This is a genomic window from Streptomyces niphimycinicus (assembly GCF_018883605.1).
GTDB classification, from domain to species: domain Bacteria; phylum Actinomycetota; class Actinomycetes; order Streptomycetales; family Streptomycetaceae; genus Streptomyces; species Streptomyces niphimycinicus.
The window spans coordinates 1-25,254 of the sequence record NZ_JAHLEM010000066.1; the positions used below are offsets into that span (position 1 = coordinate 1).

16 protein-coding genes and 1 tRNA gene are annotated in these 25,254 nt (G+C 66.5%); 6 read left to right on the forward strand and 11 right to left on the reverse strand.

Annotated elements, in window-relative coordinates:
• The 5 genes from KN815_RS07960 to KN815_RS07980 all read right to left on the reverse strand — a co-directional run.
• Nucleotides 1–1,823 (reverse strand): molybdopterin-dependent oxidoreductase (locus KN815_RS07960; protein ID WP_216341038.1); only part of this gene is annotated, 1,823 nt, incomplete at its 3' end.
• Complete coding sequence (locus tag KN815_RS07965) at nt 1,820–2,659, reverse strand: FAD binding domain-containing protein (protein WP_216341061.1); 840 nt, start codon at nt 2,657–2,659, stop codon at nt 1,820–1,822. The genes KN815_RS07965 and KN815_RS07960, both read right to left, overlap by 4 nt.
• A 341-nt stretch (nt 2,660–3,000) precedes the next feature.
• Nucleotides 3,001–5,121 carry an ATP-binding SpoIIE family protein phosphatase gene (locus KN815_RS07970; RefSeq protein ID WP_216341039.1) on the reverse strand — a complete coding sequence of 707 codons (2,121 nt, stop codon included), beginning with the start codon at nt 5,119–5,121 and terminating at the stop codon, nt 3,001–3,003.
• Nucleotides 5,122–5,442: 321 nt separating this feature from the next.
• Complete coding sequence (locus KN815_RS07975) at nt 5,443–6,498, reverse strand: hypothetical protein (RefSeq protein ID WP_216341040.1); 1,056 nt, start codon at nt 6,496–6,498, stop codon at nt 5,443–5,445.
• Nucleotides 6,499–6,705: 207 nt separating this feature from the next.
• Entirely contained in the window at nt 6,706–7,173 is a 468-nt protein-coding gene (locus tag KN815_RS07980) for an ArsI/CadI family heavy metal resistance metalloenzyme (RefSeq protein ID WP_216341041.1), read from the reverse strand.
• Nucleotides 7,174–7,253: 80 nt separating this feature from the next.
• On the opposite strand from KN815_RS07980, the gene KN815_RS07985 reads away from it, so the two are divergent.
• From KN815_RS07985 to KN815_RS07995, 3 genes are read left to right on the forward strand one after another with little or no spacing between them, the layout of a single operon-like run.
• Nucleotides 7,254–7,655, forward strand: a complete 402-nt coding sequence (locus tag KN815_RS07985) for an ArsR/SmtB family transcription factor (RefSeq protein WP_216341042.1) — start codon at nt 7,254–7,256, stop codon at nt 7,653–7,655.
• A complete protein-coding gene (arsB, locus tag KN815_RS07990) occupies nt 7,655–8,779 on the forward strand; it encodes an ACR3 family arsenite efflux transporter (protein ID WP_216341043.1) in 1,125 nt (374 codons plus the stop codon). Before KN815_RS07985 ends, arsB begins: the two co-directional genes overlap by 1 nt.
• Nucleotides 8,772–9,200, forward strand: coding sequence for an arsenate reductase ArsC (locus KN815_RS07995; protein ID WP_216341044.1), 429 nt, complete (start codon nt 8,772–8,774; stop codon nt 9,198–9,200). The genes arsB and KN815_RS07995 overlap by 8 nt, the downstream gene beginning before the upstream one ends.
• Before the next feature lie 90 nt (nt 9,201–9,290).
• Here KN815_RS07995 and KN815_RS08000 read toward each other — a convergent pair.
• The 4 genes from KN815_RS08000 to KN815_RS08015 all read right to left on the reverse strand — a co-directional run bounded on the left by KN815_RS08000 (nt 9,291) and on the right by KN815_RS08015 (nt 13,108).
• Nucleotides 9,291–9,366: transfer RNA gene (locus KN815_RS08000), tRNA-Arg, on the reverse strand.
• 252 nt (nt 9,367–9,618) lie between these two features.
• Nucleotides 9,619–11,127, reverse strand: a complete 1,509-nt coding sequence (locus KN815_RS08005) for a hypothetical protein (RefSeq protein WP_253208828.1) — start codon at nt 11,125–11,127, stop codon at nt 9,619–9,621.
• Complete coding sequence (locus tag KN815_RS08010; RefSeq protein WP_216341045.1) at nt 11,124–12,050, reverse strand: site-specific integrase; 927 nt, start codon at nt 12,048–12,050, stop codon at nt 11,124–11,126. Before KN815_RS08010 ends, KN815_RS08005 begins: the two co-directional genes overlap by 4 nt.
• A gap of 227 nt (nt 12,051–12,277) precedes the next feature.
• The gene (locus KN815_RS08015; protein WP_216341046.1) at nt 12,278–13,108 is read right to left on the reverse strand and encodes a hypothetical protein; all 831 of its coding nucleotides are present in this window, start codon (nt 13,106–13,108) and stop codon (nt 12,278–12,280) included.
• A gap of 155 nt (nt 13,109–13,263) precedes the next feature.
• Between KN815_RS08015 and KN815_RS08020 the strand changes: the two genes are divergently transcribed.
• The gene (locus KN815_RS08020; protein WP_253208829.1) at nt 13,264–13,665 is read left to right on the forward strand and encodes a helix-turn-helix domain-containing protein; all 402 of its coding nucleotides are present in this window, start codon (nt 13,264–13,266) and stop codon (nt 13,663–13,665) included.
• 226 nt (nt 13,666–13,891) lie between these two features.
• Here the strand turns inward: KN815_RS08020 and KN815_RS08025 are convergent, their stop codons facing one another.
• Both KN815_RS08025 and KN815_RS08030 read right to left on the reverse strand, forming a co-directional pair.
• Nucleotides 13,892–14,500 carry a hypothetical protein gene (locus KN815_RS08025; protein WP_216341047.1) on the reverse strand — a complete coding sequence of 203 codons (609 nt, stop codon included), beginning with the start codon at nt 14,498–14,500 and terminating at the stop codon, nt 13,892–13,894.
• 284 nt (nt 14,501–14,784) lie between these two features.
• Nucleotides 14,785–17,265: a Mu transposase C-terminal domain-containing protein gene (locus KN815_RS08030; protein WP_216341048.1), complete on the reverse strand. Its 2,481-nt coding sequence runs from the start codon at nt 17,263–17,265 to the stop codon at nt 14,785–14,787.
• 1,779 nt (nt 17,266–19,044) lie between these two features.
• On the opposite strand from KN815_RS08030, the gene KN815_RS08035 reads away from it, so the two are divergent.
• Complete coding sequence (locus KN815_RS08035) at nt 19,045–21,351, forward strand: sensor histidine kinase (RefSeq protein ID WP_216341049.1); 2,307 nt, start codon at nt 19,045–19,047, stop codon at nt 21,349–21,351.
• The gene (gene drmA / locus KN815_RS08040) at nt 21,344–25,252 is read left to right on the forward strand and encodes a DISARM system helicase DrmA (protein ID WP_216341050.1); all 3,909 of its coding nucleotides are present in this window, start codon (nt 21,344–21,346) and stop codon (nt 25,250–25,252) included. The genes KN815_RS08035 and drmA overlap by 8 nt, the downstream gene beginning before the upstream one ends.
• Nucleotides 25,253–25,254 lie beyond the last annotated feature (2 nt).

Below are 25,254 nucleotides of genomic sequence, written 5' to 3' on the forward strand. Positions count from 1 at the left end.
GTAATCATCATCGCCAGTGCCGTCCCCTGCCCGACGAGCCATTCCTCGCCCGGCGGCGCCGGAACGTCGTTGCCGCGGCGCAATGCCGTGTCGACGAGGGTCAGGCACTGGTCGAGGCCGTAGCTGCCGATCTCGACGTCATCCGGCTCGGTGCCGAAGCTCACCATGGCGTCGCCCGGCCGGATCACGTTACGTTCCCGGAAGGCGATCGGGTCCATGCCGAGCGCGCGGGCGAGTTCATCCATCGCCGACTCGACGGCGAAGATCGTCTGGCTGAGCCCGTACCCGCGGAAAGCGCCGGAGGGCATGTGGTTGGTGTACACGGCGTACCCTTCGACCTTCTTGTTCGCACAGCGGTAGACGGCGATCGACTCGTTGCACGAGCGGGACACGGTGCAGGCGTGGTTGCCGTACGCCCCGGTGTCGGAGACGACCCGCAACCGCACGGCCGTGAGCGTGCCGTCGCGCCGTGCGGCCACTTTGACGCGGACGCTGACCGGATGGCGGGTGACGGTCGCGGTGAACTCCTCCTCCCGCGTGAACTCCAGCTTCACGGGGCGCCCGGTGCGCAGCGCGGCCAGCGCGACGACGTCCTCGGTGAGCATCTCCTGCTTGGCCCCGAAGCCGCCGCCGACACGGCCGCACACCACCCGTACCTTCTCCGTGGGCAGGTCGAGGAGGGTGCACAGGGCCTTCCTGGTGAGGAACGGCACCTGGCTGCTCGTCCGTACGGTGAGGCAGCCGGACTCGTCCAGCCAGGCGATCGAGGCGTGGGTCTCCAGGTGCGCGTGTTGGACACGTTGGGTGACATAGGTGCGCTCGCACACCACATCCGCCTGCGCGAAGGCCGCCTCCACATCGCCGATGTCACCGTGCACCTGATCGGCGATGTTGCGTTTCGCGTGCGCGATGTACTGCTCGGCCCCCTTGTCGCCGTGGAGCAGGGGGGCGCCCGGCGCCATCGCCTCCTCGGGGTCGAACACGCTCGGCAGCAGGTCGTAGGTGACGGCCAGCCTGCGGCAGCCCTCCTCCGCGGCTGCCACCGTGTCGGCCACGACGGCCGCGACCCGCTGCCCGGCGAACCGGACGACGTCGTCGAAGAGCCGTGTGTCGGCGGGATCGCCCTTAGGGTCCTCATGCCGCCCTGTCGAGTACAGCCGTGGCGGTGAGTCCTCGTGGGTGAGAACAGTGCGCACACCGGGAACGGCACGCGCGGCGCTGGTGTCGATCGCCGTGATCCGCGCGTGCGCGTGCGGGGAGCGCAACAGCTTCACATGCAGCAGGCCATCGACGGGGACGTCCAGGGTGTAACGGGCCGTTCCCGTCACCACCTGCCGGCCGGCGGGCGCCGCCAGGTTCCGTCCGAACGGCTCCCCTTTCGGATCCTGCTCCACTTGTACGATCCCGTGGACGGCGTCCTCGATCGAGCGGTAGCCAGTGCACCGGCAGAAGTTTCCCTTCAGCGCCCTGGGGAGATCCCGCATCTGGGCGGGGTCGAGAGCGGCCACCGTCGTGATCATGCCCGCTGTGCAGAAGCCGCACTGGAAGCCCTGGGCGGACAGGAAGTCGCGCTGGACCGGATGGAGATCCCCGGCGCGGGCGAGTCCTTCCACCGTGGTGACCCGATGGCCGGCCGCGCGAAACGCGGGATAGAGGCAGCTATGCACAGGCCGCCCGTCGACGTGCACGGTGCACGTGCCGCAGTCGCCCGCGTCACAGCCATTTTTCACCCCGAACCAGCCGAGATCCCGCAGGTAGCTCCGCAAACACTGCCCGGGCCGCGCTGGTTCGCTGAAGACCTCACCGTTCACCTCGATCTTCATCGGCCTCGCCCCTCCCCGAGCGACGACAGCTCCGACCGGATCTCCTCGGCGAACCGGAGAGTCATGTGGCGCCGCCACGCCGGTGCTCCGTGCACGTCGCGGTGGTAGAGCTCCGGCGGGATCGCCTGGTCGAGGGCGGCGTGCAGCTCGCCCGGCCCGGGTACCCCGGGGAAAGCCAGCCGGACCGGACGCACGGTCGATGCGGTCACTGTCAGCACGAACGCACCGTCTTCGGGTGACCGCCTGCCGATGACCAGTGCGGCGGACCGGCCCTGCGGGGTCGGCGAGATCCGGCGGAAGGCCGTGTGGCAGCGCAGCGCGGACGCCGGCAAGGTGATCGAGCGCAGCAGCTCACCGGGTCCGAGTACGTTGCGCTGCGGACCAGTGACGAAGTCGGCGGCCGTGACCTGCCGGTCGCCGCCTTCACGGGTCCAGATGGTGCAGACGCCGTCGAGAGACGCCGTGAGCGAGATCATCGGGCCGGCAGGCAGTGACAGGCAGAGGTTGCCGCCCACGGTCGCCTCGTTCCAGACCTTGAACGAAGACAGCAGCGCCTGACGGCACTGGTCCAGGAGCGGGGTCGCGGTCCACTCCGCGGGTGTCGGGATTTCGACGAGCCGCGCCAGTGTGCACGTCGCGGCGATCTCCAGCCCATCGGCGTCGGTCTTGAACGGCGCCCAGCCGAAACCTCTCACGTCGATGAGGCGGCGCAATTCCGGTTGCGGCTCGGAGAACAGCCACGTGCCGCCGGCAAGCCAGGCGTCGCCCGCCTGCCACACCGACTGCTCGGCACGGGTAGGTGCCTCGACGACCGCCTCGATGGTGTTCAGATCCATGCGGAACCCCAGGGCGCGGGGAAAGGATGTCGGTACGGATGCCGTTGAGCTTGTCCGTCCACGCCACCTCAACGTGAGGTGCGTCTGCTCGACGGTGATGCTCCGCGCGCTGCGCATGCTGAGGGCATCACCGAACCCCCTGTCCTCGGTGCCATTCTAGTCGCGGCCCGGAGTAGAGAGCCGGAACGTGACTATCTGATCCAGAACCGGCCCACATTCACCGAATGCCGTGTTTGCCGGCCGGTGAGATGCGCGTTCCGCGTTCACGGTGGCCGGTGCAAGGAGCTGAAAAACAGGCCCACGCCCGCCTGGGCAAGATCAACCGGATGTGCCGACCAGCCTCACGGACGCGATGGCTTCGCCGCCACCTCGAACCACACCGTTTTCCCCCGGCCGCTGGGCGAATTGCCCCAGCGGTCCGCCAGCGCATCCACGATGAGCAACCCGCGGCCGCTCTCCGCGAGATCGCCGTCCTGTAGGGGCGAGGTGTCCGGTCGCGCCGGGTGCACGTCGCTGTCCCGCACCTCGACACGCACAGAGCCCGAGTATCCGCGCACACACACATACACGTCGGTGGCGGCATGAATCAGCGCATTGGTGACCACCTCGGATACGAGTAGCTCCATCTTTTCGGCTATATGGCCCATCTCCCACTCATGCAGCCAGCCATGCACGGCGAAACGAGCACGATGAGCACCTCGCAAATCATTCTGCGTGATTTCGAGCTGACGAATGCGCGCATACGCGGGAGGACCCTCGAATTGGAGCAGCAGCAGCGCTGCGTCATCGGTCATGCGATTGCTGCGGCGGCGGATCAGCTCGTCTGCCAGAGTTTCCAACTCGTCGGCACCGGAGGATTTAATCGCGACCTCCATGATATCCGACTGGGTTTCCTCTGGATTGATCACTCCATCGGTGTGGAGGGCCAGCAGCGTGCCCGGCTCCAAAATGGCCTCGGTCACCATGTATGAGCTATCGGGATCGACTCCCAGCGGTACACCTATGTCCAGGTCGGAATTGGAATTCCAATAGCAGCCCGCAGGATTACGGATTATGGGCGGTTGATGTCCGGCGGTTGCGAGCTGGGCGACGCCGGTATCCAAGTCGATTTGCATGCATGCGCATGTGCACATCAAATGACTGCTCTCCCAGAGAAAGCGGTTTATCCGCCCCAGGATGGCGCCGGGGTGGTGGCCCTCGGTGGCATAGGCTCGCGCGGCCGCCCGGAGCTGGCCCATCACCACAGCCGCCTGGATGTCGTGCCCCTGGACATCGCCGACCAGCGCGGTGACGCTGTGCTGATCAGCCGGCGTCACCAGGTCGTACCAGTCGCCGCCCAGGTCGATCCCGCCGGTCGGTACGTATCGTGACGTGCTGCGGATGCCTGCGCACTGTGGCAGCACCCGCGGCAAAAGGGTCCTCTGAAGCTGCTGTGCGAGGGCGTGTCGGGCGCCGTCCGCCGCCGTGCGTTCCAGTGCCTGTCCCAGCAGCGTGGCCAGCGCGGGCGGAGCGGTCTTCGAGATGCCCGGCTGCTCGCTGCCGATCGAGCAGGTGCCCACCACGACCCCGCTTCCCCCTAGGAGCGGCAGCACCACCCAGGCGTAATCGTCACGGTCCCCTGCCCCCACCCGGCCGCGTGTCAGTGCCGCTCCCGGTGCATAGGTCAGTTGCCGCCGGTGCGCCACCGCCCTCGCCTCGGGCGTTGAAGCACTGATGAGCAATTGCCCTTCCAGCTCCCGCAGGAACAAGCGCGAGCAACCCTCGGCAGCGGCGATGACGAGCCGGTCACCCTTTACCTGGGTCACCGCCATCGCGTCCGCGTCCACCGCGGACATCACCCGCGCACAGGCCAACGCGGCAGCTTCCCGGCCGTCCGACACGTGGTTGAGCTGCACGGCGAGCCGATGCAGGTGATAGACGAGCGGCGCGTTGCCAATGGCCGCTGCTCCTTGGCCCTCAGCCAGCCCCGACTGCGCGGCGTGTACCCGTGGCACGGCCGGAGGAGTCATGGGCACCCGCTGGGCGGCCAGATGCTCCAACTCGCGCCCCAGCCTGCCGGATATCTCCGTGAGCTGCCGCCGCTCTTCTGCCGTCGGCTCCCTGGGGCCATTGATCCAAAACGCGGTCATCACCCCTACCCCGCCGACGGGGGCCGAAAATGCGGTAAAAGGAAACGGCACGGAAACCGCCTCCTCGGGATGCTCTCCCAGGAAATCGATCGAATGTGCCGTCGCCGTATCACCGGACCGATAAGCGGCCGCCGTCGCATATACCGGATCATCTGTCGCTATATGCTCAATAGGTCCCACTCCGAGGGGACTGACCACCACTGCCGTGGCTATCAGCATCGATTTCGGTGGTTCCGGGCGCACAAGATACACCGTCGCCGCCGAAGCTCTCAGCGCATGTACGACTTCCTGTGCCGCGGTGGCGAGCAGCCTATCCCGTACATCCACACCCATAGGTGTCTCCAGGGAGCCCATGAGTCCTCCCAGTCAAAGCCCGCTTCACCACAAACAGTACGCCCACATCACGTCCTGGTCCTCGGCCTCGAGTTGCCCCGCTGACCTGGACAGCCTTACCGGGACGGATGAGTCCCGGAGGAAGCTGTTCAGGTAGTGAGTAGCAAGAACAACATGAGCAAGCGGTGCTCGGTGGAGTTCACGCGTGTCCGGCTCGGCGAGTGGTCGGACGCGCGCGGAAGGGCGGGACCCGGTGAGTGGGTCCCGCCCTTCAGCGGCGTCGTGGTCAGGGGCTCGTGGCCGCGCTTCGGCTCAGCCGGCTCACTCGGGGTCTTTGATGTCGTCGTCGGACTGGAGCCCTTGAGTGGCGGGCGGGTCGATGGTGGCGGTGGGGTTGGTGCAGCCGGGGACGCTGCCTTCGGGGGCGCAGTTGTCCGGGGCGTTGTCGATGACCCTGGTGTTGGTGAGCGTCACCTGACCCGCCTGGTTGTCGATGCCGCCGCCGGCGGTGATCGCCGTGTTGCGCGTGACCAGGCTGTCGACCAGGGTGGCGGTGGCGGTACCGGCGGTGGTGGTGAGGTTCGAGAGGCCCGCGCCTCTCACCGCGATGTTGTCCCTGAGCGTGGTCGACTTCAGGTTCAGGGTGGAGGCGTTCACGTTGCGGATGCCGCCTCCCTCGATGCCGGTGTTGCCCCTGATCGATACGGACTCCAGGGACGCGGTACCCAGTTGGTTCTCAAAACCGCCGCCATTGCTGGTGACCGCCCGGTTCTTGAGCAGGGAGCCGCGCTTCATCGTCGTTGTGCCGTCACCGGTGTTGAGGATTCCGCCGCCGAAGTCGGCCGCGGTGTTGCGCTCGACGGTGGTGCGGTCGAGGTTGAGCTGTCCGCCGTTGTTGGAGATGCCGCCACCGGTGACCGCGGAGTTGTCCTTGAAGGCGGCGTCGTTCAGGTTCAGCGTGCCCTGCTCGTTGAGGGCTCCGCCGCCGGCGTTGCTGCTGACGCCGCCGCTGACGGTGAGCGACTTCAGGGTGAGGGTGCCACCGGATACGACGTGGAAGATGCGGAAGCTTTCCGTGGCGTCCGGGTCGCGTCGGATGGTGGAGCCGTTGCCGGAGATGGTCACCTCCCCGGTGATCTCCGGGAGCCCGTCGTCGGGGTTGTCCGGTGTGGTCAGTGTGTAGGTGCAGCGGGGCGCGAGGGTGATGCGACCGCCGTTGGTGTTGGCCTGGTTGATCGCGGCCACCAGGCCGGGGATGTCGTCGCACCGCACCGGGATGTCGTCGGCGGCACTGGCCGCCCCGGTGGGCAGGACCGTGAGGGAGAGTCCCGCACCGACCGCGACGGTCAGAGCGCCGGACCGCGAAATGAACCTCATCGCTACGCCTTCCTCAGCGCTGGAGTGAAGCGGCGCATCACCGGCACCCAGCGGGCATGCTGATCAACCGGGATGGCAAGATGACGTTCTCTTTCTAACTACAGGTGATCGCGCCCTCACCTGGTGTGCCGCCGAACGGGTCCAGTCCTTCCCCCTCCAACGCATCCCCATGCATCGGCCAGGAGGGGGCGCCTCCGCGGCTTGTTGTCAGGCTCGGCGTCCGCCGCTCATGGCGTCCTCTGTCGTCGCGGGCTCGTTGGTGCGGCAGGCGTCGGCGGTGTCGAGTGCCGCGCTCTTGCCCATCTGGTCGGCGTCGCCCTTGACGACGTAGACCTCCCAGGGCTCCTTGCCGGGGCCGTGGACCCAGACCTTGTCCTGGCGGGCGTAGCAGCAGGAGGTGTCGTTCTCCTCGAAGGTGGCGAGCCCCGCGTCCTTCAGGCGGTCGGTGGCGGCGGTGACCTGGTCGGTGGACGTCACCTCGACGCCGAGGTGATCCAGTCGCGTCTCCTGCTCCGCCTCGCCCTCGATCAGGACGAGCTTCAGCGGCGGCTCGGTGATCGCGAAGTTGGCGTATCCGGGGCGGCGCTTGGCGGGCTCGACGCCGAAGAGCTTGGAGTAGAACGCCACCGAAGCGTCGAGGTCGGGCACGTTCAGGGCGAGCTGCACACGAGACATGACGAGGACTCCCATCGGGTTGTATCGATGTTCTTCAATGCAACATTGCGCCTTGGATCGAAAAACGTCAACATAGAAGAATGTCGAAACAAGAGCTTGCGGTACTCGGCCAGGACGACGCCGACGGCTGCTGCCCGGGGCTGCTCACCGCTCCCCTGGACGAGGCACAGTCGATCGAGCTGGCGAAGGTGTTCAAGGCGCTGGGCGATCCGATCCGGCTGCGGCTGCTGTCGATGATCGCCTCCCGGGCCGGGGGCGAGGTGTGCGTATGCGACCTCACTCCCGCCTTCGATCTGTCGCAGCCGACGATCTCCCATCATCTGAAGCTGCTGCGGCAGGCCGGGCTGATCGACTGCGAGCGCCGTGGCACCTGGGTCTACTACTGGCTGCTGCCGGAGATGACCGACCGGCTCGCCGGGATCCTCACCCGCCCCGCCGGGCAGCTTCTGCCCGAGCCCGCTGGAACGGCGGGGGACGCCTGATGGCCGCCGACGCCACGACGGCGTCCTCGGCCGCTCCGGCCGCCGCGCGCCTGTCGTTCGTGGATCGCTTCCTCGCGGTGTGGATCCTGCTGGCGATGGCGGCCGGCCTCGGCCTGGGGCGGCTCGTTCCCGGCCTGGGCGACGCCCTGGCGAAGGTGACCGTCACCGGCGTCTCGCTGCCGATCGCGCTGGGCCTGCTGGTGATGATGTATCCGGTGCTGGCCAAGGTCCGCTACGACCGCCTCGACACCGTCACCCGGGATCGGCGCCTGCTGGTCTCCTCGCTCGTGCTGAACTGGGTGCTGGGCCCGGCGGTCATGTTCGCGCTCGCCTGGCTCCTTCTGCCGGACCTGCCGGAGTACCGGACGGGCCTGATCATTGTCGGCCTGGCCCGCTGTATCGCCATGGTCATCATCTGGAACGACCTGGCCCGCGGCCACCGCGAAGCCGCCGCCGTCCTCGTCGCCCTGAACTCCGTCTTCCAGGTGATCGCCTTCTCCGCGCTCGGCTGGTTCTACCTCACCGTGCTGCCCGGCCGGCTCGGCCTGGAACAGACCGGTCTCGACATCAGCGTGTGGGAGATCGCCCGCAGCGTGCTGATCTTCCTCGGCATCCCCCTGGTGGCCGGGTTCCTCACCCGGCGCCTCGGCGAGAGGGCCAAGGGCCGGGCCTGGTACGAGACCAAGTTCATCCCGCGCATCGGCCCGTTCGCCCTGTACGGGCTGCTGTTCACGATCGTCGTCCTGTTCGCCCTCCAGGGCGACGCGATCACCTCACAGCCAATGGACGTGGCGCGGATCGCACTGCCGCTGCTGGTCTACTTCGCCGTGATGTGGGCCGGGTCCATGGCACTGGGCAAGGCCATGGGACTGGACTATCCGCGCTCAACGACGCTGGCGTTCACCGCCGCGGGCAACAACTTCGAACTCGCCATCGCCGTCGCCATCGCGACCTTCGGCGCCTCCTCCGGGCAGGCCCTGGCCGGAGTCGTCGGCCCGCTCATCGAGGTCCCCGTGCTGATCGGCCTCGTCCACGTGGCCCTCGCCGCCCGCCGCCACTTCCCCCAGCCCACCGCCATGACCGCCGAGCACGCGCCCGCCCAGGAAGGTTCCGCCCATGTCTGACCCCCAGCCCTCGCCGAAGCCATCCGTGCTGTTCGTCTGTGTCCACAACGCGGGCCGCTCCCAGATGGCCGCGGCCTTCCTCACCCACCTCGCGGGCAACCGCGTCGAAGTCCGCTCCGCCGGTTCGGCACCGGCCGAGCACGTCAACCCCGCCGTGGTGGAAGCCATGGCGGAAGTCGGCATCGACATCGCGGCAGAGATCCCGAAGGTGCTGACCGCCGAAGCCGTGCAAGCCTCGGACGTGGTCATCACCATGGGCTGCGGCGACGCCTGCCCCTACTTCCCCGGCAAGACCTACCTCGACTGGAAGCTCGACGATCCGGCCGGGCAGGGTGTTGCGGCGATACGACCCATCCGCGACGAGATCCGGGCTCGCATTCGGGGCCTCGTCGGTGAACTCACTGCTGGAGACCGCGGGTGACCCTTCACGCCGTAGGCGGAACTGCCGTCAACCTCTGCCGTCAACGCCCCCACGATCCAAGATCGCGGGGGCGTTCGGCCTGTTAAGGCATGGTGCCCCCGGCAGGATTCGAACCTGCGACACCCGCTTTAGGAGAGCGGTGCTCTATCCCCTGAGCTACGGAGGCCGGGATCTGTCGGAAAACGTGTCTGAAATTGGTGCCCAGGTGGGCGGACCCATGCAGACACGATCCCAGCAGTCCTGCGGCGGCATGGCTGACGCGCAGCTCTGCCACCGCCCACAGTGTAGCGGCTGGTGCACCGGCGGTCGGCGAGTCGGTCAGGTGGGCTGCTGGGTGGCAGGTCGGTGTGGGAGGTCGGCCCTGGGGGAGGCGAGTTGGGCGGGTGGTTTTGGGGCCCTGATCGGCAGGGTCAACCAGTCAGGAGGCGAGGTCGGCAGGCTTCCGGCCCAGGGCGCGACTGATGGAGTTGTTGACCCAGGCGTAGCCGATGTAGATGAGGAGGGCGGCGTTGGCGCCGTAGGCGGGAACCCGCTTGTGTGGATATGACTGATCGAAGCGGGAATGGCTGGATTCACTGTCCTGTCGGAATCCCTTGAGGCGGTTGCCGGCGACAGTGCCTGGCGCGATCTGCCTCAGATGTTCGGTCCTGTTGAAGCGCTGCTTCTTGGTGGACGGGTCGATTTCTCGGTCTTCTTTGGTTTCGTCCACGCGGATGCGGAGCCCATGGTCGCCCTCGGGGCAGGGAATTGTGAGGCGGTGGTAGAAACGGGCGAAATTTTCCTTTCGGCGCTCCAGTTCGTCGACCGGGAGAGGCGTGTAATACGCCTTTCCGTCTACGGTGAGCCGCCACTCGCAGGCTCGTCCCTCGACAGCATACAGTTTGTGGGTGCACTTTTTGGATCTGCGCTGGTGCAGGGGATGTGGTTCGAGTCCGCCGTGCTGGGGAGTGAAGACGACAATTCCCTCTGCGATGAGCGGTGCCCGGTGTACGCCACGCAGGGCGGTATCATAAGTGAAAGCGCGAATTCCTGGTGCTGTTCGCAAAATATGTTGGACAAGTCGGACGACCGCTGTCCCTTCGTCGTCGCGTTCAGGGTCGCGCGCGCGTGATTTATGGCGGATGGATTCCAAGGCCAGGATGACGCGGCTGTGAGGGGTGTTCGCGGCGCGGACGGCTAGAGAGAGGAATTTATTTCCATATACTTTCCGGCCTCCGCCTTCGGTTGTGTGACTGGCGTCGTCGTCCACCCGGTGTCGGCGGATTTCGCCGGTTTCTTCGTCGGCGGTCTCGTGATGAGTGTGGTCGGAAGGCGGCGCGGCCACCGTTGCGTCGCCGTGGATCACCTGATCGCGCTCCGGGTAGATCCAGCTTCCCCGCCCCCTTGTTTCCTTCAGCATTCCCATGTCGAGCGCCTGTCGGATCCATAGGTCTCGGCTTGCGTCACGGACGGCAGGCACGTGCTTTTTGAGATGGTTTTTGAAGAAGTAGTTCCACTGACTTCTGCTGGGTCCGACTGGCGCGAGGGCGTCGGCCTCTTCGGGGCCGAGGTGCCTGCGGACGGCTTCGCGTACCGCACCCCACCACATGTCCCGCTGGAGGTGGCATGCTGTGCTGCGGGCCGAGCCGAATACGGAAATGGCGCAGAGGAAGAGGAAGTAGACGTAGGGCGGGTGGGTCGACGGGCGTCCGACGCTCTGGGGTTTGCGGGCTGGTAAGGCTGTGCGTACTGCCGTGTACAGGTCAGGGTTCTCCAGCAGGTGTTCGAATCGCTCGTCGATCGCGAGCGGGGGTGCTTCCGGGCCCGGCGGAGGGGGCGCGTCGGAGGCGGACCCGAAAGCGTCATCGGGAGCGGGGCCGATCAGCCAGGTCCTGTCTTTGGCAGGCTTTTTCTTGGTCCGGCGGGGACGCTTTCTGGGCGTACTCAAGCTACCTCACCGCCTTCATCCTCCGGGCTCCACCGGAGACCGGCGAAAGCGGCTGCCGCGTCGAGTGAGGAAAGTCCCAGGCGGCGGGCGACCTCGGAGAGTTGACCGGTTTTGTACAGGACCTGACGGGCGACGTAGCGGGTGACGTCCTTGGGCTCGACCCTGCGTTCCCGAGTGGCAAGGCCACTGCGGCGCGCGATGTCGCCGAAACCCGCGCAGACGCTGGCCTGGGATCGATAGGCAGATGTAGCGGCGGTGACCAGGCACGGCGGTGGGCCGGACTCCCTGCTGCGCAGGAGATGGGTGCAGCGCAACCACAGTGCCTGGGTGCACCAGTCGTCCAGTGGACAGCATCGGCCACGGGTATGGGTGGCGCCGTGCGTCCATACCTCGGTTTCCGCGAGGTTGAGGTCGTCGGTGGTCGCGGCGGCGATCTCAGCCGTGTGCAGGCCCGCCAGGAGCAAGGCCAAGAGCGCGGCGTGGCGGGTGGAGGGCATGCCGCGTTCCGCGTGGAACCGGAGCAACTGCACGTCGATGTCGCTCAGTTCAGTACCGTGCTTGCGTGGGCTGCGAGGAATCGGCGGAAAGTCCACCAGTGGGGCGGCCTTCGTGAGGCCGAGCGCCCGGGCCTCCGCGAAGAGCGCCTCGAGCCCGGAGCGGCGCTGTCGACGGGTGCCGGCGGCCGGCGTAAGGATGATGCCGCGGTGACGGTCGTGGCCCGGAGCCTCGATGAAGCCAGAGACGAGTTCGGCGGTGACGTCATCCAGACATGTCACCCCCTGGGCCTCAGCGAAGCGCAGGAGCCGCTCGGCGACCTGAGAGTAGAGGGTGACGGTTTCGAGGCTGATTTCGCCGGCGACAGCGCGCTGTTCCCAGGCACGGGCAACAGACAGAAGAGCCTGTTTGATCTTCGTTTCGGCCACGAGCACCTTCCCGGTCCGACCGCGCGCAGACAGCAGCGCGGTGCAGTACTTGCTGTGAAGTGGCGCCGGACCGCTACCGTGGTGCGTGTCCCTCGCCTTGTGTGTGGGCATGCCGAAGCCCCTCGGCCGCGCGGCCGTGCCGCGCGGCGTGGTGGTGGAGGTGGGGTCCGGCGGCGCCACCCGGCCAAGGGATGCGGCGCTGCCGGACCTGCTGTTTCTGGCTGTGTCTATGGCATGGACGGCCCCCTCAACTTGGCGAGGAGCGTTGCCAGCCCCCGGATGTGGCCGTGCAGGGCGACGATGTCCTCCGACGACAGGCGTGCCAGGTCGGCCAGCAGGATCGGAGGACTGATCAGGCGGATCAGGTCCTCGTTCACGCTGCTGGCGGGCGGCATGTCAGCGTGGCCGCGCGGCCGGGGGATGCCGCCGTCCGGCGCGGGCCCCGCGGGTCCGGTGTCCTCGTCCGGAGTCTCGGCGCCGCCGGACGGGGGAGCGTCGGCTGGAGCGGTCTGGGGCTGGCTGCGTGGCTTCGGTACGGCTGCGTCATCGATCCAGCGCAGATAGCCGTCGTCCTCGGGGTGCAACATGCCGACTGCCACCATCAGGTCGACCAAGATCTCCACCTTGCGGCGCTGCGCCTCACCGGAGTGTGAGAACGTCATCAGCTTGCTCACGAGGCCGATCCGCAGAGTCGGTCCCGGCGCCAGGCGCTTGCTCGCGGCCCGGGCGAACCAGGACGCCTTCCACATCTCACGTAGTGCTCTGAGGCCCTCCGCCTCGCTCTCCTCCCAGGCGCGGGCCACGTTCCCCGCCGCCTTCGTGGACCGGTAGACATTGCGCCCCGGCGCCTTCTCGACCAGCCCGTACGCGAGCAGGAAGGCCATGACGAGTCCGCAACGACGGGCCGGGACTCCCGTGAGCCCCTCCAGATCCACGGCCGTGAAAGGCGCCTCGGCGGCGCAGGAAACCCGGGTGATCGCCACATGCTCATGGGCGAGCACCCGGTCCGTCGGCAGTGGCTTGCCGAACTGCCCGGCGGCATTCCGACGGCTGCTCATCCCCGTCCGTCTCCTTCGTCATGGGCCCCTCCACTCAGGGCGTGAGGAAATTCCCGCGTACGAGTGTCTGCGTTGACCCGCATCGGCTTCTGCTATTCAAGTAGCATGACTCGTTGGTGGGCGCATCCCGGCAGCCTCTCCGTCACACTGTTCACATGCCTGGAGGGAACCGACGTGCCAAGAAGCCGTGTGAATACGCCATGGACGGCTTTTGGCCGTATGCCGTGATGGATCACCATCTCGGGGCGCAGGTGGCCCAGGCAGTTGCCCGCACGCTCGCGGAGGCCATGGAGCGCCAGAACATCAGCGCCAATGCGCTGGCCCAGGCGAGTGATGTCAACCGACAGGTGATCGCCAACGTCCTGGCCGGCACCGTGTGGCCTGATCTGCTGACCGTGGCGAATCTGGAGGGCGCTCTCGGGGAGTCGCTCTGGCCCAATCACCTGGAGTGGCCGCGCGACGAGAGGGGGCGGAGGGTGCAGCCGCAGGCTGAGGGGATCAAGCGGCAGCGGGACGTGGAAACGGCGGAACGCGAGGAACGCCGACCTCGAACGTAATGAACGTTCGGGCATGAGTGTTCGACCCTTCTGGGGTGAGTTGGCCGAACGTCCGGCGGACGCTACCGGAAGCCGGTAGCGTCGAGGACGGCGACCTCTGAGGGCGCTGACCGCCGCCGTGTCCAGGCCGATAGGGCTTCCAAACCAACAGGCTGGGCGCGGCGGCGCTTGTTGCATATGAGGTTGTGGTTCGGGTCCTGGGCTCATGGACCGTGCCGGGTTGGGGTCAAGCGGCCTGCCAGGGGGCCGCCAGCCGGTAGAAGACGTTCTTGCCGTTTCCCCTGCCGCTGGGGCTTTGCTTCTTCGTCAGCACGCCGCGGCCACAGAGGGTCTCCAGAACGCAGCGGTTTCGCCGGACGGCGTCGGCGGATTCGCCGAGAGCGTCGGTAACCGCTCGTGCGGTCCAGTCCCGCCTACCGTCGCTCGAGATCACCTTCATGATAGTCACGGACCGTGGTCCCTCGATGAGCACGACCGGGTTGCCTGGAGGGAGCTGCGAGGTCCCGGGCGTACCGGTCTCGGAACTGGCGTGTGGCACCGAGGAGTCCTCTGAGCCAGAGACGATGCGCAGGTGCGGGTTAGGTGATTGCGTTCGAGCGGCGCGCAGCTGCTGGCCTTCCAGGACGGCCGCGCGCAGGGTTTCCAGGACGCGCCTTGCCTGGTCCCGCTTACGGCAGGCATGCTCGCGCTCCGTCTCAAGATCAGTGATCGAAGCCCGCAGCCGGCGCAGTTGCTCGTCATGGGACTCGATGAGTGCGTCGCATTCGTGGAGCAACTGTTCCAGGTCTTGAGCCACCCAGTCTGCCGAGGACGGGTGGCCTTCGTGCTGACTCATGGCGACACAGTAGGGGGAGTCAGGCAGCCCGTCTGCCCATACGGAAGAGGAGGACAGACACGGTCAGACATGGGCATGGGAGGGCGGGAAGGTGATTGGAACCTGTCTTGGATCGACCTCATGAGACCCCTGTGCTCGGGGACAGGGAGGGGCAGGCTACGCGGCGTAGGGTCGATGCTGTGCGCGAGTGTGGGTCTTAAGAGACATCAACATTCAGGGCTGCTCACGAAACCTGGTCTCTTCGGCTACACGTCGAGGCGTGCGGCTTTGTGATGCGGCACCGCTCACACGGTCATGGAGGCGAAGTCCCGCTCGGTGATCTCCTCGCGTCCGGAGAGGATCGCGTCGATCGCGGCGGAGCGTACGAGGTGAGCCAGGGCTGCTGCCCAGCCGCCGGTCCGGTCATGCAGTACTGGAGCCAGCCGGACCAAGGAGCCAGGCTCGTGCTGCTGCAGTCGGAGGCTCTCATCGAGGGCCCCGACCAGGCGTTCCCAGTCTGCCCCGTACGGCACAGGAGCTGGCCGCACATGAGTCAGACGTGTCTGCCCTGCCCCGTGCGACGGTGCGGAGGAGTCCTCTTCACTGTCCGGACCGGCATAGGCGAAGAGGGCCGGTACCTGATCCGCCAAAAAGTGCAGCGTCTCAACCGGACATGGCTTCTGGGGGATCGAGGCGTCAAGGATGGCGTCGTCCACCAGGACCAGACTGGCCTCCGATGCGATCAAGGCCTCAAGTACCGCCTCGGAGGCAGCGGCGGTACTTGTCCTCCGGGGGCATGGCGGCAGGCCGACGAGCTTCCCCAGTCTGAGGAGCGCCGTCCGGCTGCTGTCGGCCGGGTGGAGACGGAGGTAAACAGGCGGGCCTGCGGAAATGCCATCGACAGCCATCTGGGAGAAGCACCGACCCAGTTCCTGCAAGGCCGTGGTCTTTCCGCTGCGGGGTGGCCCAGTGATCAACAGGCCCTGTCTGCCGCCTGTGGGAGTGCGGTTCAGTATGGCGAGTCGGGCGCCGAGGTGGAGCACGTCCTGAAGGAACGGCGTTCGAAGGGGAGGGAGTTGAGCGTGGTAGGACAGCCGTTCCCGGACAGAGCCCAGCACCGAGGGCTCCTGAGCGGGGACATGAGGCAGATGGCGGCGTCTGGTGCCGGTGCTCATCCTGTCGCGCGACCAGGGAGCCAGAAGCCGCCCGCTGTCCATGGCCAAGGGCACTTGCAACCAGGCTTCGGCGCTCGTGTGCACCCACACCTGACGCAGATCATATGGGTCATACCGTACTTCCATTGGCCCAGTTACCCTCAAGGACGCGAGTTCGACGTGGAAGTAGTGGCGCCCCTTGACGCACACGCCCTTCTCCGTCACTTGACGGGTCACGCTGGGCAGAAGCCGCCGAACCACGTCCCCGCCCAGTGGCAGATGCGCCCACCCCAGCCTGGCGACACAGGCCTCGTATGCCGAGGACGGCGTCTCGTGTCTGTGACCTCCTAATGCCTGCAACCCCCATTGGGGCTGATGTTGCCAGACCGACTCCACCCACTGCTCGGCCCGGTTCTGCAACCAGCCGATGAAGGAGATGTCGTCATGGGAGGGGTCCCCCCCCAGCGTTGTCAGTTCCGTGCTGAAGAGCGAGACGAGTCTGCTGGCGATGCGCTCTGCGGCCGCCTTTGTCGTCGGGCTGCGACGCTCGGTTCGGATGCCCATGGCGCGGCACCCGGCCAGGAACTCGCGCCCCCGGCGCATCCGCAAGCTGTCGAACACCAGTGATTCAGGCATGATCAGTGGCACTGCCCCGTGCTCGTCGGCGCCGCCCTGCTCAGGCCGCGGAGCAGGTGGACCGCACAGGCGTGCCAGCAGAGTCGGCCCGTCCACTCCGTCGCGGGACGGGTGGACCATCAAGGTGCAGATCATCAGGGTGAGTTCGTCGACCGCGACCGTGACCCGCACCGATCGCAGGGAGCGGCGGGCAAGACGCCCGGGCAGCGCCAGTTCGAAGGTGTCGATATGCACGCGCTCGCCGGGCCGGGAGAGCTTGAAGCCGTTCTCGTCGACCGCGGTGATGCCAAGCGCCCCGCCGTGCTGGGCCCGAACCGATTTCACCAGTCGCTGGAACGTGGACCGTGACGGCAGCGGCACGGTGCCACTGCCATAGAACGCCTCCAGCATGCGGCCGACAGCCTGCCGGTATCCTTCGGCCGACTCGGTATGGCCTCGCTGGACGTCGTCCGATACGAGCATCAGCAGCGTCTCCAGTACGCGCGGGTCCTGACGAGCCCCCGGAGCCTGCTGCCGCACTGCCCGCCCGTCGACCAGCCCCTCGATCCCCTGAGCCTGGTAGCGCTGACGACGGCGCCGCACGGTACGCGCCGACACACAGGCGACCCCCTTAGCCGTGAGCTCGGCGGCCTTGGCCGCTTCCCGCTCGCTCAGCGAGTGGACCGCGGGATCGTACGCGGAGCGAGGCATGACATCAGGAGCGGATCCGACGGGCACCCCGCTGATGACCTCCGTAATGTGCTGTTCCCACCACCGAGCTTCATCCAGGATTCCCTCGGTCGTCGGCAGATCCCGGATCGGAGGCACACGAGAGCCGCGTTCCCGAACCTCGAAGTCTGCGGACAGTGCCAACTCCGCGACTGCGGGACATGCGATGTCGCCCAGCGGGTCCGTCAGGTGGACGAGTCCATCTGCGAAACCGGCCACCACCCAAACTCGGCCCTCGAACCGCACCTGGTCCCCCAGACCCAGGCGCGGGGGCCAGGAAACATCCATCGGCCTTCCTCACACAGTGTCGTACGACGGCGGCACACCCACCGCTCTGGGTCCAGCTTGCCCGCAAAACTAAAAAGAATTGACCAATATGGCGAAACGGCACCGCGGAGTGGCCGTGAGTCCGTCCAACGGCGTTGGCTTTCGCGGCCACCCCGTGCGCTCCGTTCCCCCCCCATGAACCACGCGTGCCGGGGACTACATCGGCTCTAGGTGCCGTGCCCGTGCCGGTCGGCCGCAGTGGGCCCTGGCAGGACTCTGTGTGCCCGTCCGTGCAATGAGAGCTTCAGGAGGATGTTCTTGCTTCACGCCCGTGTCCAGGACGCGCGTCGTGGGTGCGTCGAGTACAGCCGCTGACCGGATGGGACACGCGCCCTTGCCTGTCAGCGGACCGGTCCATGGGCTCTTTACCCCTCGCAGGCCGAGGTGGTTTGGGCCGCAATGTACGAGCAGGCCAGGGGAGCGAGGACATGCGGGGCACTCGTTGCGTCACCGGTGAAGCTCTGGTCGGCTCCACCATGTGGCGTCCTCCTCGGGCTGCACACGAGGGCGTGACTGAGCGTTGGGGGCGGGCTATGGCGACGTTCCTGAACTGGCAATAGACGATGTGGTGCAACGGGAGAGAAGGCTGACTGCGGCTGGCAGACGCCTCCGCGGTCTTCAGGCAGCTGTACTGTGCATGCGCAGGGCGGCGGTCGGAGGGCGGGGGCTGAATCGGCCAGCGTCGGAAGGGCGTCGGTGTAATTCCAACCCTTGGCCTAGTCACCGGAGGGGGCGTATCTGTGGACGACCGCTTTGATGACGCCTTTAACGGATGGCGCACGTCTCTGCGTGAACTCATGTCTGATGTGTCTGGGCTTGCTGCATGGCAAGAGCGGCGATATCACTTTGCCTACAGGATCGGGGAACTGCTAACGAGTCCGCATGAAGACTGCCCTGAAATGACTGGCCCTGTGCTCTACGGGGTTTTACTTCCTGGTATGGGGCTGTGTTACGTAGGGCAGACACAGGAGGCAGAACGGCGGCTCAGGGATCTTCCTGTAGGAGAAAGTCACCACTTGGCGAACACGGTACCGCCCGAGCTCTGGGAGCAGGTGATCGTGGTGCGTTGGCCTGACCTGTTGGAGCAGGCTCCGCCAGCGGACCAGCAGGTGGCTGCTGAACTGGGGCCGTCAGTGTGTGGTCTCGCCTTGGAGTACCTCCTGCAACTCACGACGCATCCACCCTTGAATGGTCGGCGACGCGATCGCAATGGACAATGGCGTCCCCGAGACCATACGCGGAGCCGGTCGCGCGGTGCCGTCCATGCGCCCATGCTCCCCGGGCTCTGGGAGTTGACATGGCAGACTTGGCAGCATCTCGGGGCTGTTTGTGCTGGAACAGGCGATCCGCCTGCCATCACCACCCGCGTTGGGCGTGTGGTGTTTCCCTCCAGAATTCTGGGAGAGACGGCTCGTGAATAGCCGAACGGGGTAGAGAGATCGGGAGCGAATTTCGTCCCGGGGGAGCTCACGGGTCTTCCTGAAGCGGGTATCCGGGAGTGCTGGTCGAGTTCGTTGCACCGTGGCTGCTGCCTGCTGAGCTGTCTCAGCGGAGAGGGCCCTCCGTGCAACCTTCGGGGGCGCAAGGTGCTCGGGTGGCCCTGGGAGTATCGTGTTTCCTTCTTGGGGGAAACGAGTATTTGATCCGTTCCGTCTCCGGGTCTACTGGTGATGGAACGTCTGCCAGATCAGGCTGACAGGGGGCTGGGGGCTTGTTCCGAGAGAGCAGCACCACGACGACGTGGTCGTGGGAGAAGACGGTGGGATGTTGACAGGGGCAGAGAGGGGAGAGGCCAGCGCTCTGGAGCCCTTGGAACGCTTCAAGGCTCCCGGAACGACGGCTGACGTGACCACCCGAACGCATGCCGTGGCCTTCAGACCACGCGCTCGTCTGGTCAGTGTTCTTGGTGAACACCTGATCAGTGACCAGGCGGTCGGTCTCGTGGAGTTGGTGAAGAACGCCTACGACGCCGATGCGACCGACGTGACCGTCGAACTGTCGAACCTTGCCGATCCAGGGACTGCACTCGTGGTCGTCGAAGACAACGGTGTGGGGATGACGCTCGACGACCTAGTGGGCAAGTGGCTCAGTCCCGCGGTCGACCACAAGGAACGGAAGAAGCACAGGGCGGAACGAACCCCGCGGGGGCGGTTGCCGATCGGAGAGAAGGGCGTCGGGCGGTTCGCGGTCCATCATCTCGGCCGACGTCTGAGACTCGTCACGCGGGCGGCTGGCAGTGACGAGATCTGCCTTGATGTCGACTGGGACCGATTCGATGCCTCCGACACGTTCCTTGATGGGCTCAGTCTGACGGCCGTGGAACGTTCCCCTGAGGTATTCATGGGGGAGTTGACCGGCACGCGACTCGAGATCCGTTCCAGCCGTGGTCCTTGGAACGAAAAGCTCGTCCGTAAGGTGCACCGGACACTGAAGCGGCTTCAGAGCCCGGTCAGTGAAGTGGCGGACTTCCGGGTGGGGCTGGTGTGCCCGGACTACTCCGAACTCCAGGACATCGACCCGACTGACATCCTGGATCGCGCCCATTACGAGTTCCGGGTACTCGTTGACGCTGACGGGGGGTGCGACTACGAGTACACCTGTCGGCACCCTGCGGTGGCTTCGAGATCTCGCTCTGGAACCGAGTCCCTACTCGCGCTGAGTGGTGACGAACTGGCCGGTCGAACCCCTGACTGTGGTCCGTTCTGGGTGAACCTCTACGTCTGGGACCGGTCGAGCAACTTCATTCAGACAAGTGGTGTTTCCCGTCGTGAGCTCGACGCACACTGCGGAGTGTCGCTGTTCCGGGACGGCCTGAGAGCGCTGCCCTACGGTGAGCCAGGTGACGACTGGCTGTTCTTGGACCAAGAGCGAATCCAGGCCCCGGCCGAGCGGGTCGGAAATAACCAGGTGATCGGGTTGGTGCTCGTCGACCAGACGACGAACCTGCAGTTGAGGGACAAAACGAACCGTGAGGGCTTGATCGAGAACCAGGCTTTCCAGGACCTGCGGACCCTCGTGCGGTCAGTTGTGAGGCTGTTCACTTCACACTGGCGTCGAGACAGGCCGACGGGGGGTACGAAACAACGGCCGGTCACCGCAGCCGACGGTGTACGGGCAGCCAGGGCGCTCGCCTCGGCTATCGAGAAGACGGCGCGCGATGACGTCCCGGTACGTTGGTCTCCCAGTCCTGCTCGTCCCTCTGAGGCAGAGGGTGCCGACCAGAAGCACATCCCGGAGCTGGCAGCCGTGTTGACGCAGCGGCAGGCGGTGTCGGAACTGGTTAACGAGCTCGACGGAGTCAGTACGGACCTTCAGGAGCGGCAGCGGCGTCGAGACATCATGCGGCAGCTTGCCGCCACCGGGCTGGCTGCCGAGAGGGTTGTCCACGAGTTCGGGCGCCAAGTCGGCGCCGCCATGACGCACCTGCAGCAGTTGGAGAGCGTTGCGCGGGGTGACGACAGGACGCGTGACATGCTCAGAGCTGTTGCGGTCAGCCTGCGAACACTGCGCAACGAGTTCCGTGTGCTCGCTCCGTACGAGTCCGTCGGACGGGCCGACCGCGTGCGATCGACCAGTGTCGCCGACGCAGTTCGTCTGGCTCTCCTTCTGAACCAGCACAATCTGGATGCGGCAGGGATCCACGTATTGGTCGAGGGTGACGACTTCGAGGTTCGCAGCCGACCCGCAGCCGTCGTTCAGATCCTCGACAATCTGCTACACAACGCAAGCTACTGGGCGGTACTGGGTGAAGCGGCTGACCAACGGATCGTGGTGCACCTGAGGCCTACGGAGCGGCGGGTCCTCGTTGTCGACTCGGGTCCGGGCGTGCATCCGGAGATGGGCGAGCAGCTCTTCCAGCCCTTCAGCACCCTGAAGGTCGGGGGCACTGGGCTCGGCCTCTTCATATCCGCTGAGCTGGCCCGGAGTCTCGGATGCACGTTGCGCTTGGCGGACAAGACCGAGCAGCAGGGCGAACTCGGCGGCGCCGCATTCGTTCTCGGGTTCCCCCACGAGGAACGAAGCGATAAGGAGTACCCCGTTGAGTGAGCGAGACCACCTCGTCGAGGATCTCGTAGCTGAGATCCTCGGTCCCCGGGGCGGGCCGATCGAGAGGCTGGGGGGCGAAGAAGACCCGCTTGACGAGTACATCGTCGGTGTCCTGGCTCCGTTCTCATCCCCTTCGGTCGAGGTCGACTCGGACCAGGAGCTCGTCGGCGACGAGCCCTTGGGCGGTGACGACGACCTCGATCCAGGCGAGTCCATGTCTGGACACCAACCTCTTGGTGCGAGCCTTCCACCCTTGGCAATCGACCCTCGCGCCAGACCGTCGTCGATGGGTGTGTCTCTGGCGGTCAATGTCTCTGACAGCCCACGCATCGACATCTGCGGTACCTGGGCCAGGTACGGCAAGGAGGCGAACGGGGAATGGCTGCGGGAGCCACACGGGGCTGTCTGGCGCGACGTGGACTGTTCCGTCGACCACTCGCTGAGCGACCCCGAGGACCCAGGGGTCGTGGTGAGGGTCCGTAGCCGAAGGGACTCCCGCGGCATCTGGAAGATCTCGGTGTTCGTGGTCAACCAGAGCACTGTGGAATCAGACCGCCCCTCCCCGTCGGAGCACGTGTTCCAGCCGCAGGTACGTTTGCGCTGTCAGGGTGGAGTCGAGCTGGTTCCGCTGGAACACCAGCACTTGGCGCAGGACGAGGAGGACGAGAGCCTGGCGCTTCTCTACGAGGACCGACCCGTCCTTGCCAGGGGGCACCTCTGCTCCGCCGTCTGGCGTCAGGTCGATCCAGAGCGCCCATGTCCGGGAGGGCTGGAGGGAGCCCGGCCCCCGTTCAGGTGGTCCGATGGGCGTCACCTGTTCGACGACAAGACGGTGGCCGAGTTCGAACCGGCCGAGGTCCGGTCCGAGTTCGTTCCTGTGGTTCCCGTCAACGCCCCGGACAAGGGCTGGCCGACCGGCGCGGGGGATCCACCCGAGCTGGACCCGGTGGAACTGGCCGAGATCACGGATGGTGCCGTACTCCGCCGAAAGCTGGAGCCGCTCGCGGACGCGTACGAACGCTGGATCGAGGGCCAGGCCAGCGGGGTGGGAGACCATGCGCCGGGTACGCCGGCCCATCGACACCTCTCCGGGTGCCGACGCGCGCTCGATCGGATCCGTGACGGTATAGAGCTGTTGGCAGGCGACCGCGACGCCTTCCTCGCGTTCTGCTTCGCCAACCGGGCGATCGCCCTCCAGTCGCAGTGGACCAAGGGGAGGGTCAACCGCTGGTGGCCCTTCCAGCTCGCGTTCCAGATGGTCAACCTACGGGGGGTCGTCGACGACACCCACGAGGACCGTGAGGTGTGTGACCTGCTGTGGTTCCCGACCGGTGGAGGCAAGACCGAGGCGTACCTCGGACTCGCTGCCTTTACTCTCGCGTTCCGGCGGCTTCGTGCCCAGCACTGGCAGGAGCCCGGGGGAGGAGCAGGAGTAACCGTCCTTTCCCGGTACACACTGCGGCTCCTCACGATCCAGCAGTACCGGAGGGCGCTCGCCATGGTGACCGCGTGCGAGTTCCTCAGGGTCAGCGGCTCGCCCGGACAGCGTGGCTGGCGGCCCTCCGGGTGGGAGGATCTCGGTGACGTGCCGTGGGGCTCCACCAGGTTCTCGGTCGGTCTGTGGGTGGGTGGCAACGTGACCCCGAACAACCTGCAGGACTTCGAATACCGCGACGCGAACAACAGGATCATCACGAGGCACGGAGCCATCTCGATTCTGGAGGGGAAGGAAGGAGAGGGCGACCCGGCCCAGATCCTGAACTGTCCGGCCTGCAGGTCGACGCTTGCCCTCCCCCCGGAGGGTCTGCGCGAAGGTGACACGGGTGTGCTGCACCTCGTGGTGGGCGACCCGGAGTTCGCTCTGGGCCCGGACGTGGCACCGCAGCTGTCGGAAGAGCCGTTCGACGTGACCGCGGTCGCGGTCACCCGTCACGCGGACCCGTCGTTCGTGACCGTGTCCGTTTGGTTCCGCGTCACTGCGGACGTGTCTGACCAGAGCGTCGACAAGTGGTTCGACGGGCACGCGCGTCGCCTGCTCGGTTCCGGATCCTGGCTCGTCTCCGCACGCGCAAGCCGACCGGGGTACTTCGTGCGGACGGTCGAGTGGGGCAAGCGACGAAGCGAGAAGCCCGTCGAGTTCGAGATCTTCTGTCCGAACCCGGAGTGTTCACTCAACTCCGACCTGGCCTGGTCCGAGACGACCGAGGTCGGTGCCTGGCCCGTGCTGCCGGCCTTCGACCGGGGTGATGGTTCCTCGACGCACTGCCCCGTCCCGGCGTGGACGGTGGACGAGCAGGTCTATGCCAGGTGCCCGTCGATGGTGGTGGCGACGGTGGACAAGTTCGCCCGCCTGGCTTTCGAACCGAGAGCCGGCGCTCTGTTCGGCAACGTCGACAGGCTCAACGAACACCTGGGCTACTACAGGGCCTGGGCGCCTCCGGCAGGGCCGGCGACCCTCCCACGAAACCCCCGTGAGGAGGTGACAGATGGGAGCAACGTGCAGGTCCGTGGATTCCGCCCACCCGACCTCGTGCTGCAGGACGAACTGCATCTCATCGAAGGCCCTCTGGGCAGTATGGTCGGCCTCTACGAGGCTGGCATCGACATCCTCTCCACGGTGCACGACGGAGAGAACATCGTCAGGCCCAAGTACGTCGCCTCCACCGCGACCGTCCGGAGGGCGGAGGAACAGGTCCGTTCGCTGTTCGACCGGAGTCTGGAGGTCTTCCCTCCCCAGGGACTCCGCGCAGAGGAGACGTTCTTCTCCTCGACCGGTTCCTCCCATCCACTCGACGCAAAGGGGGCGGGTCGTCTGCACGTCGGAGTGATCGCCCCTGGCCGCGGAGCGCAGACACCCATCGTTCGAATGTGGTCGCGTCTACTCCAGACACCCCGCGACAGACTCGACGTCGGCGTCGCACAGGAGGAGTTGGATCCGTTCTGGACGCTCGTGGGCTACTTCAACGCCATCCGCGAACTCGCTGGAGCTGTTGCGCTGGCCCGTCAGGACATCCCCCAACGTCTGGGGAGCGTTGCCGCGTCGCCTCGTACTCTGGACGAGCAGGAGCCGATGGAGCTCTCCAGCCGCACCAGTTCCCTACGACTCCCGGGCATGCTCGAGGAGCTGGGGGTCCGATTGGCGCCTGACCGGGAACCTGCGAACGCGGTCGTCGCCACCTCGATGTTCGGCACAGGTGTCGACGTGGACAGACTCGGACTCATGGTCGTACACGGGCAGCCGAAGACCACCTCCTCCTACATCCAGGCCACCGGTCGCGTGGGCCGGGGTGTTGGCGGTCTCGTCGTCACCTTCTACCGGGCCTCGCGCCCGCGGGACCTCAGCCACTACGAGTACTTCACCGGCTACCACACCACGCTCTACCGCCACGTCGAGCCCGTTACTGTCAACCCCTTCGCGCCCCGGGCCAGGGACAGGGCACTCGGCCCGGTGATGGTGAGTGTCCTCCGTCAGGCAGCGAGCGTTCCGACCACGACGGGTTCTGTGACAGTCGACGAGCGGTGGCGGATCCAACAGCGGCTCAGCAACGGGGGCTGGTCCTGCCGTGCCCACGAGATGAGGGATGCCCACCTGGACCCCGAAGTGGACGTTCTCCCCGGAATCCTCGAGGAACGTGCCGCCCAGCAGCCTGCCCTCCGCCGACCACCGACCTCGGACACGGAGGACCACGCCCGCTCGGAGTTGGAACGGTGGCGGCAGGTTGCTGATCGTGTAGGTGGTGCCTTGCTGTACCACGAGCCGACAGTCACACGTCCGGCCTCTCGGCCGGTCGTCCTCGGTGACCTTGCGCACCATGTCGCAGGGACCGGTGAGGCTTACGAGAACGCGCCGAACTCGCTGCGTGAGGTGGAGGCCACCACCACTGTCAAGGGAAGGGGATGAAC